Consider the following 6,243-nt stretch of genomic DNA (forward strand, 5'->3'; position numbering starts at 1 on the left):
AAGGAAGCCCCATGCTTCACCCACGAACTCTCCTCGCTGCCCTCGGTCTGGCGTTGCTGCCGTTGGCCTCCCTGGCCGCCAACTCCCCCGATCAAGGGGGCGTGGATATCGTCGCACCTTGGGAAATCACCAGTCCCGATCCATCGAAGTCGGGCCATGTCTTTGCCCGTATGCAGGTCGCCGAAACGCTGGTCGATACTGATGGCGACGGCAACCTCGCACCGGGGCTGGCCACCTCTTGGACCCAGAACGACGATGCGACGATCTGGCGCTTCACGATTCGCGATGACGCCCACTTCCACGATGGCACACCGGTAACGGCCGAAGCCGCCGCCACGAGCCTCGAGCATGCACTGAGCAAGCCGGGCATGCTCGACTCAGCACCGATCACGGCCATCGAAGCCGAAGGCGACGACGTGGTGATTCGACTCGACTCCCCCTTTGCGCCGCTACCGGCGCTACTCGCCCACTCCAGTGCCCTGATCCTGGCGCCCGCCGCCTACGCCGAGAACGGCGAAGTGACAGCGATGATCGGTAGCGGCCCTTACCAGGTCGACAGCCTGGAGCCGCCGCAGCGCCTGACGGTTACCCGTTTCGACGATTACTGGGGTGAGGCCCCGGCCATCGAACGTGCCAGCTACCTGGCCGTGAGCCGTGGTGAGACCCGCGCACTGATGGCCGAGAGCGGCGATGCCGATATCGTCTTTACTCTGGACCCCGCCAGCCAGGCACGGCTGTCACGTCAGCAGGATCTGACCCTATATGCCGAGCCGCTGCCGCGCACCATCGTGATCAAGGTCAACGCCGGTCATCCCTTCCTGAATGATGAGCGTGCCCGCCAGGCACTGAGCGAAGCCATCGACCGTACCGGCATCGCCGCCGGCCTGCTGCGCGCACCAGAGGCCGCCGCCCCGGAACTGTTCCCGGCAAGCCTGGGAGCGTGGCATCTCGGCATCTCGCCCGACAATTCCCGTGACCTCGATCAAGCCCGTGAACAATTGGCAGCGCTGGGTTGGGAAACCAACGGCAATGGCCTCCTCGAACGTGACGGTGAGCCCTTCCGGCTGACTGTGAGAACTTTCTCCGACCGCCCGGAGCTACCGCTGGTAGCCACGGCGCTGCAGGATCAGTGGCGCGAGCTGGGTGTCGAGCTCGAGGTTGCGGTGGGCAACGCCAGCGAGATTCCCTCCGGGCACCGCGACGGCAGCCTCGAGTTGGGGATGGCAGCTCGCAACTACGGCCTGGTACCTGACCCGCTGGGCACGGTGCTCGACGATTTCGGCCCTGAGGGTGGCGACTGGGGCGCCATGGGCTGGTCGGACACCGAGTTCGACCAGTGGCTGAACCAGTTGCGCAGCGAAACCAACCCCGATGAGCGTGCCAATCTGGAGACGCGGGTCGCCACCCGGCTGCATGAGGCGCTGCCGGTGATTCCGGTGGCCTGGTACCAGCAGACCGCTGCGGTGAGTGATGAATTGGAAGGTTTCTCCATCGACCCGTTGGAGCGTAGCTACCGGATCGATGAGCTGAGGTGGGCCGAATGAACCGAGGCCTCGGACAAGGATTGCCCTCTCTACTATTACAGCGCCTGTTCCAGGCTGGGCTGGTGGCGTGGATGGTCGGCACCCTGACCTTCGTGCTGACCCGAACCCTGCCCGGCGACATGGCGTATCGCATCGCCGCCGGCCGTTACGGCCACGACATGGTCGATAGCGCCGCCGCCGAGGCGGTTCGCGCTGAACTGGCGCTGAATCAGCCGGCATCGCGCGCCTATTTTGGCTGGCTCTGGGATCTACTGCAGTTCGACCTGGGTCGTTCGTTGGTCAGCGGCGAGCCTGTGGTACGCGAACTGTGGCATCAGCTCGGCCACTCGCTGGGCCTGGCAGCGGTCGCCGTCGCACTGTCATTGCTGCTCGGCCCACCGCTGGGGCTCGCCGCCGGTTTGCGTCCGCGCGGCATGCTCGATCGCATAAGTGAAGTCGTTGCCAGTGTATTGCGGGCCCTACCGCCCTTCGCCGTGGGCCTGGTACTGATCCTGGTATTCGCCGTGAGCTTGGGCTGGCTACCCGCCGCCGGTCATGGGCGCCTTGAACACAGCGTACTGCCGGCGCTGACCCTGGCGTTGGGGCTGGCCGCGGTGTCCAGCCGCGTGGCCCGCAACGCCATGGCCGATGTCTCGCAGTCGGCCTATTACGCCTTCTCGCGCACCAAGGGCCTGAGTGATGGCCTGACCTTCGTACGCCACGGCCTGCGCAACGTCGCGGTGCCGGTCATCGCCTACCTTGGCGTGCAATTCGTCTATCTGATCGAAGGCGTGGTGGTGGTCGAGACACTGTTCGCCTGGCCCGGCATCGGCCATGCCCTGGTTCACGCCATCGTTGCCCGCGATGTGCCAATGATCCAGGGCACCGCGCTGATCATGGGCCTGCTGTTCGTGCTGCTCAATACGCTGGTGGATATTGCCTGCCACCTGCTCGACCCCAGGAGGCGCCACGCATGACCACTCTCGTCGCTCCTCGCCTTACACTGCCGCGTCTAGGTACTCGTCAGCGTCTGGGCGGTCTGTTGCTGGCGCTTTTGCTGGCCTTCGCCTGGCTGGTGCCGTGGCTGTCCGATGCCGATCCCGCCCGCCAGCAGCTCACCCGTATCCTGCAATTGCCTTCACTGGCCGAACCACTGGGTACCGACCATCTGGGCCGCAGCCTATTGGCCAGATTGGCCGCCGCCATCCGCTTGTCACTGAGCATGGCACTGCTCAGCGTTATCACGGCAGCGGTGCCAGGCGTGCTGCTGGGGGTACTCGCCGGCTGGCGCGGCGGTTGGCTGGACCGCGTGCTGGGCAGCCTGGCCGATGCCTGCCTGGCATTGCCCGGTCTGCTACTGGTGTTACTGCTGGTGGCCATTGCCCCGGGCAATTTCTGGACGCTCTATGTGGGTATCTCGCTGGTGCTGTGGATCGAATACTTCCGCCTGGTGCGCGCCCGCACGCGGGCACTGGCAGCTTCACCACAGCTCGAAGCCAGTCGGCTGCTGGGCTTCGGTCCTCTCTACCTGTTTCGCCGTCATCTGTGGCCGGAACTGGCCCCACAGGTGCTGACCCTGGCCGCGTTCGGCGCCGCCAGCGCGATCCTGGCCATGGCCGCGCTGGGCTTCGTCAGCGTCGGGCTGCGTCCGCCCACCGCCGAGCTGGGGCTGATGATGATCGAACTGCTGCCCTACTACCACGAAGCGCCCTGGGCCATGGCCCAGCCCATCGCGGTGCTGTTCGTGCTGGTGCTGGGCCTCAATCTGCTGGCCGGGAGGGACCCGCGATGACCTTAGCGATGACTTCGCCACGACAAGCTGCACTGCTGCATGTCGAAAACCTGGCGGTCGATGGCGATGGCGTCAGCATCGCCCCCTTCTCGCTGACGCTCGCTCCCGGCCAGCGCCTGACACTGCTGGGCGAAACCGGCTCGGGCAAGAGCCTGATCGCCCAGGCGATCATGGGCACCCTGCCCAAGGGGCTCATCGCCCGTGGTCGCTTGCTTATCACCGGGCAATCCTTCGAGGCCGGCGATGCCAGGTCACGCCGCGGCCTGTGGGGGCATACCCTGGCGTTGCTGCCCCAGGAACCCTGGCATGCCCTGGACCCGACCATGCGCGCCGCCAGCCAGGTCGTCGAGAGCCACCGTTACGTGGCCGGCCGCTTACGTCACGAGGCTCGCAACGCAGCGCAACGCGACCTGGCCAATTTGGGTTTGCGCGACGCCGGTCACAAGCTTCCCTCCGAACTCTCCGGCGGCATGGCCCAGCGCGTGGCCTTCGCCGCCGCCAGTGCCGGTGGCGCCCATATCGTGATCGCCGACGAGCCGACCAAGGGGCTCGATGCCGCCCGCCGCGACGCCGTGGTAGCCCTATTGGCACGCACCCCCGACGACGGCGGCGCCCTGCTGACCATTACCCATGACATCGAAGTGGCTCGCCGTCTGGGCGGCGAAGTGGCGATACTGCGCCAGGGGCAGGTGGTCGAGCGCGGCCCCGCCGAACAGGTATTGAACGCAGCTCGCAGCGACTATGGCCGGCGCCTGATGGCAGCCGAATCCAGCCGCTGGACGGCGCCGCCTCCACTGCCGCGCCAAGGTGACGGCACAGTGGTCGAAGCCCGCCATCTCAGCATGGCACGTGGCGGCAAGACCCTGTTCGAGAACCTGTCGTTACGTATCGCTCCGGGAGAAATCGTCGGCATCAGCGGCCCTTCCGGCTGCGGCAAGAGCACCCTGGGTGACGTGTTGCTGGGCTTGGCCAAGGCTGACAAGGGCGAGGTGATACGTCAGCCAGGCCGATCCCGACTGGGCTTCCAGAAGCTCTACCAGGACCCACCGGCAGCCTTTTCGCCGCACTGGACACTGCGCCGGCTGCTCGACGATCTGCTAAGACGCCACGGCATCGAGCGCACCGCCGTCTCTCCCCTGATGACGCGCCTGGGGCTCGACGAGCAGCTACTCGACCGTCTCCCCGGCGAGATCTCCGGTGGTGAACTGCAGCGTTTCGCCATTCTGCGGGTACTGCTGCTCGAGCCTTGCTTCCTGTTCGCCGATGAACCCACCTCGCGCCTCGACCCCATCACCCAACAGGAAACCCTGGCGTTGCTGGCGGAACTGGCACGAGAGCGTCGCTGCGGCGTGATGCTGGTCAGCCACGACCCGGCGCTGATTGAGCGGCTCTGCGACAGGTGCCTGACGTTGGGCGACCACACCCCACGCGACACCACGACGACCTCCCGGGAGGATCTGGTCGTGTCTTGACGATTGCTAGGCAAGTAGCGCTTGAGGTGGCCACGGCCGCCTCTTTTTTTGATCGTCAATCACACTAGGAAACACTGAACGCATGCCGGCGATTTAACATAACCTCGGAAAATCGGGCAAGATCTTGCCCGCTGGGCAACTTCTTGCCTGGATTCAGGCAACTTCTTGCCTAAACATACTTAATATTCATAAGTCGAAATTTCTAATATCCTGATATTATTGATATTGGATAAAGTTGGCACGTCTCCTGCCCTTTTAAGGAAGCACTGAAGGAATCGGCGAGCGGAGTAAAGCGCCAGGCGCCCGGAGCGCAGCAACCGGAGCCTATGGGGTGATAGGTGAGGCTTGTGAGCACCGCGTAACGCGGCGATTTGCCCGCGCAGGCATTCATTCAGTGTTTGCTAACGGTGTCCAACCGGACACCTCATCACACATTCCGTCAAGGAGCAGACTCATGCCAACCCCTTGTTACATCAGCATCGAAGGCCAGACCCAGGGCAACATCACCGCCGGTGCCTTCACCCCGGACTCGGTGGGCAACATCTACGTCGAGGGCCACGAGGATGAGATGCTGGTACAAGAGTTCAAGCACATCGTCACCGTCCCCACCGACCCGCAGTCCGGCCAGCCGTCCGGCCAGCGCGCCCACAAGCCGTTCATCTTCACCGTGGCGCTGAACAAGGCCGTACCGCTGATGTACAACGCCCTGGCCTCCGGGGAAATGCTGCCCAGCGTGGCGCTGAAGTGGTACCGCACCTCGGTGGAGGGCAAGCAGGAGCACTTCTTCACCACCACCCTGACCGACGCCACTATCGTCGACATCAACCTGCGCATGCCACATGCCCAGGATGTCGCCAAGGCCGAGTTCACCCAGCTGATGGAGGTCTCGCTGGCCTACCGCAAGATCGATTGGGAACACACCGTCGCCGGCACCTCCGGGTCTGACGACTGGCGCGCGCCGATCGAGTCGTAAGCCCGATGAGCGCTCTCCGCTCGGAGAGCGCTCCCTCATCAGCGCGGAAAAGGACGCTCCATGGCCAACCAGACCGGTCTCCAGTTCACGCTCACCCTCGCCGGTCAGCCGGCGCTCGACCTGGCGGTGGTTGACTTCACCTTCGAGGAGGCGCTCTCCGCGCCCTTCCATCTGCGCGTGGCCTTCGCCAGCCGCGATGGCGGGTTGAGCCCCACGGACTGGCTGGAACGCGAGTTGACCCTGACCCTGTGGCAGGATGGCGAGGCGCTGCGCCACGTGCACGGCATCGCCGCCGAGTTCCAGCGCGGCGATCGCGGCCATCGCCGCACCCGTTACGAGGTGGTGATCCGCCCGGCGCTGTGGCGCTTGTCGCTGCGTCACAACTCGCGCATCTTCCAGCACGTCTCGCCGCTGACCATCCTCAATACGCTGTGCGCCGAACACGGCCTCCATGAGGTTGCCTTCGCGGTGACCCGCGAACTC

Annotated in this window: 6 protein-coding genes; all 6 read left to right on the forward strand. The window is 65.0% G+C overall.

Translation table 11 applies throughout. The annotated features are described in order from the left end of the window. Nucleotides 1-11: 11 nt before the first annotated feature. Nucleotides 12-1,544 carry an ABC transporter substrate-binding protein gene (locus tag L861_RS22115; protein WP_016418897.1) on the forward strand — a complete coding sequence of 511 codons (1,533 nt, stop codon included), beginning with the start codon at nt 12-14 and terminating at the stop codon, nt 1,542-1,544. Further along, nucleotides 1,541-2,500 carry an ABC transporter permease gene (locus L861_RS22120; protein WP_016418898.1) on the forward strand — a complete coding sequence of 320 codons (960 nt, stop codon included), beginning with the start codon at nt 1,541-1,543 and terminating at the stop codon, nt 2,498-2,500. Before L861_RS22115 ends, L861_RS22120 begins: the two co-directional genes overlap by 4 nt. Continuing rightward, nucleotides 2,497-3,315 carry an ABC transporter permease gene (locus L861_RS22125; RefSeq protein WP_016418899.1) on the forward strand — a complete coding sequence of 273 codons (819 nt, stop codon included), beginning with the start codon at nt 2,497-2,499 and terminating at the stop codon, nt 3,313-3,315. Before L861_RS22120 ends, L861_RS22125 begins: the two co-directional genes overlap by 4 nt. Next, nucleotides 3,312-4,787, forward strand: coding sequence for an ABC transporter ATP-binding protein (locus L861_RS22130; RefSeq protein WP_016418900.1), 1,476 nt, complete (start codon nt 3,312-3,314; stop codon nt 4,785-4,787). The genes L861_RS22125 and L861_RS22130 overlap by 4 nt, the downstream gene beginning before the upstream one ends. 454 nt (nt 4,788-5,241) lie before the next feature. Next, entirely contained in the window at nt 5,242-5,760 is a 519-nt protein-coding gene (locus L861_RS22135) for an Hcp family type VI secretion system effector (RefSeq protein ID WP_016418901.1), read from the forward strand. Nucleotides 5,761-5,820: 60 nt separating this feature from the next. Beyond that, a partial coding sequence (locus tag L861_RS22140; protein WP_035569207.1) for a contractile injection system protein, VgrG/Pvc8 family occupies nt 5,821-6,243 on the forward strand: 423 nt, incomplete at its 3' end.

The organism is Litchfieldella anticariensis FP35 = DSM 16096, assembly GCF_000409775.1.
Taxonomy (GTDB): domain Bacteria; phylum Pseudomonadota; class Gammaproteobacteria; order Pseudomonadales; family Halomonadaceae; genus Litchfieldella; species Litchfieldella anticariensis.